Source organism: Mesorhizobium sp. M7A.F.Ca.ET.027.03.2.1, from assembly GCF_003999175.1.
In the GTDB taxonomy this organism is placed as follows: domain Bacteria; phylum Pseudomonadota; class Alphaproteobacteria; order Rhizobiales; family Rhizobiaceae; genus Mesorhizobium.
Window position 1 is genome coordinate 1 of the sequence record NZ_RZOM01000834.1, and the last position, 2,818, is coordinate 2,818.

At 62.8% G+C, this 2,818-nt stretch carries 4 protein-coding genes; all 4 read right to left on the minus strand.

All coding sequences use genetic code 11. From position 1 onward, the window contains the following. Window positions 1-97 precede the first annotated feature (97 nt). Window positions 98-1,111, minus strand: coding sequence for an ABC transporter ATP-binding protein (locus tag EN750_RS27665; RefSeq protein WP_127398593.1), 1,014 nt, complete (start codon window positions 1,109-1,111; stop codon window positions 98-100). Then, window positions 1,104-2,216 carry an ABC transporter ATP-binding protein gene (locus EN750_RS27670; RefSeq protein ID WP_127398595.1) on the minus strand — a complete coding sequence of 371 codons (1,113 nt, stop codon included), beginning with the start codon at window positions 2,214-2,216 and terminating at the stop codon, window positions 1,104-1,106. Before EN750_RS27670 ends, EN750_RS27665 begins: the two co-directional genes overlap by 8 nt. A gap of 2 nt (window positions 2,217-2,218) precedes the next feature. Beyond that, window positions 2,219-2,425: a hypothetical protein gene (locus tag EN750_RS27675; RefSeq protein ID WP_127320730.1), complete on the minus strand. Its 207-nt coding sequence runs from the start codon at window positions 2,423-2,425 to the stop codon at window positions 2,219-2,221. Then, window positions 2,422-2,818: carbohydrate ABC transporter permease (locus EN750_RS27680; RefSeq protein WP_145967955.1), on the minus strand; the 397-nt coding region annotated here is incomplete at its 5' end. The genes EN750_RS27680 and EN750_RS27675, both read right to left, overlap by 4 nt.

A 2,818-nucleotide genomic window follows, 5' to 3' on the forward strand; every position in this document is an offset into this window, starting at 1 on the left:
CTCGGTGACGATCGTTTCCCTGCGATTGAAAAAGTGCTTCATCGAATTCGTCCCATACTGGCAAAGTCAAAACCGGTGCTGAATCACCGAAAACCGCTCACATCAATCGCTGTCCATCGGCGCCGAAATACAGCGGCGCCCGGTAGCGGATCACCACTTTGTCGCCCTGCGCCAGATCCGTGTCGGGATCGGTCAGCGTCACCAGTTTCTTGGTCCCCACCGTCACATGCAAATGGTTCTGATCACCGAGATGCTCGACCCAGTCGACGACGCCGTCGGCATGACCATTCGCAGCCTTCGCGATCGAAAGATGTTCGGTGCGCGCGCCGATCGTCTTGGTCCCGGCTGGCGCGCCGGCATCAGGCAGCAGTCCGGTCGGCAGAAGATTGATCGCCGGTTGGCCGAGCCTTGCCGCGACATGAAGGTTTGCCGGCTCGGAATAGATGGTGCGCGGCGAACCGATCTGCACCAGCACGCCCTCGGTGAGGATGCCGATGCGGTCTGCCATCGTCATCGCCTCGATCTGATCATGCGTGACATAAAGCATGGTGGCGCCGAGTTCGGTCTGGATGCGCTTCAGCTCGAGCCTGAGATCGCCGCGCAGCTTGGCATCGAGCGACGACAGCGGCTCGTCCATCAGATAGATCGAAGGCTTGCGCACCAGCGCGCGACCGATGGCAACGCGCTGCATTTCGCCGCCCGAAAGCTTGGTCGAGCGATTGGCGAGCTTGTGATGGATGCGCACCATCTTCGCCACCTCCTCGACCCGGCGGCGGATCTGGTCCTCCGGCATTTTCCGCGCCGGCGAGCGCAGCGGGAAGGCGAGGTTGTCGAATACCGACAGATGCGGATAGAGCGAATACTGCTGGAAGACGAAGGCGGTGTCACGCTCGGCCGGCGACAGCGTCGTGGCGTTGTGTCCACCGATCTCGATCGTGCCGGTATCCGGCCGTTCCAACCCGGCGATGAGCCGCAGCGTCGTTGTCTTACCGGCCCCGGTCGGCCCGAGCAGCACGACGAATTCGCCATCTGCTATGTGCAGGTCGAGGCCGTTGACGGCGGCATGATCGCCGAAACTCTTGGTCGCGTTCTTGATGTGCACCTCAGCCATGCTGGGTCCTCCGCTCCGAGGCGACATCGTGGATCGCGGTTCTCACTGCGCGGCCCGATCCCTTCTCGAACAGCGACAGCCGCGCGCTGCTCAGCGTCAGGCCGACATGGTCGCCGGTGGACAGCCGGATTTCGGCCGGCACGCGTGCCTTGATGATACCGTCCGCCGTTTCGACCGCGACGATCTGCGTGGTGCCGAGATATTCGGTGCCGTAGATGGCGCCGCGCAGCTTGGAGGCGTCGTCGAAGCGTATGTGCTCCGGGCGGATGCCAAGGGCCATGTCGCTGGGTGCGATGTCCTCTCGTACCTCCGGCACCGCGACCTTCGCACCTTGCACGATGATCTCCCTGGCGCCCTTGGCGACCCCGCCGCCAAATCCCAAAAAGTTCATCGGCGGCGAGCCAATGAAGTCGGCGACGAACATGGTTGCCGGGCGGTCGTAGATTTCGCGTGGGCTTCCGAACTGTTCGATGACGCCATGGTTCATCACGGCGATCTTGTCGGCCATCGACATCGCTTCCATCTGGTCGTGCGTGACATAGACCGTCGTGGCACGGATGCGGTTGTGCAGTTCGCGCAGTTCATGGACCATCAAATCGCGGAATTCGGTGTCGAGCGTGCCGAGCGGCTCATCCATCAGGAAGCATTTTGGCCGCCGCACGATGGCGCGGCCGAGCGCGACCCGCTGGCGGTCACCACCGGCAAGTCCGGAGACGGATTTGTTGAGCAGGTGATCGATGCGCAGCAGTTTTGCTGTTTCCTCGACACGGGTGCGGATCTCGGCCGAAGGCATGCCTTGCGCCAACAGCGGGAAGCCGATGTTCTTGCGCACGTTCATGTGCGGATAGAGCGCGAACAGCTGGAAGACGAAGGCGATGTCGCGCTCGCGTGCCCGCAGCATGGTGACGTCGTCGCCGCCGAGCAGGATCTGGCCGCCGGTCGGCAGTTCGAGCCCGGCGATCATGCGCAAGGTCGTCGTCTTGCCACAGCCCGACGGCCCGAGCATGACGAAGAACTCGCCATCCTCGACGACGAAGTTGGAATCCTGCACGGCAACGAAATCGCCGAAGGCCTTTCTCAGGTGCTGGACGCGGATTTCGGCCATGATTATTCCGGGAATTTCGAGACGATGATGAACATCACGGTGCCGGCGAGCATGGTGATGAAGGAGTAGGTGTAGAGCGACAGCGCGAAGGGCTGGAACAGCATCAGGAAGCCGATGGCGATCAGCGCCGTGGCGATGTTTTCCATCAGCCCGCGCCTGGCCCAGACCGGCCAGCGCGACTTGCGTTTCTGAGGCTTGGTCATGCTCATTTGCGCACCGCGCCGAAGGTGATGCCGCGCAGCAATTGCTTGCGGAGCAGAATGGTGAAGACCAGGATCGGCACCAGGAAGATCGTCGTGCCGGCCGCGACCGCCGGCCAGTCCTGGCCGCCTTCGCCGATGATGGTTGGGATGAAGGGCGGCGCGGTCTGCGCGGTGCCCGAGGTCAGGAGTGCCGCGAACGCATACTCGTTCCAGGCGAAGATCAGGCAGAAGATCGCGGTCGCTGCAATGCCGGTCGTCGCTTGCGGCAGCACGGTGCGCCAGAAGGCCTGCAGCCGTGTATAGCCGTCGATCATCGCCGCCTCTTCGTACTCGCGCGGGATTTCGTCGATGAAGCCTTTCAGCAGCCACACCGCCAGCGAAACATTGACCGCCGTGTAG

Bases quoted from the DNA above. Each gene is read 5' to 3' on its own strand.
- EN750_RS27665 (WP_127398593.1), bottom strand. From the start codon at position 1,111: ATGGCTGAGGTGCACATCAAGAACGCGACCAAGAGTTTCGGCGATCAT.
- EN750_RS27670 (WP_127398595.1), bottom strand. From the start codon at position 2,216: ATGGCCGAAATCCGCGTCCAGCACCTGAGAAAGGCCTTCGGCGATTTC.
- EN750_RS27675 (WP_127320730.1), bottom strand. From the start codon at position 2,425: ATGAGCATGACCAAGCCTCAGAAACGCAAGTCGCGCTGGCCGGTCTGG.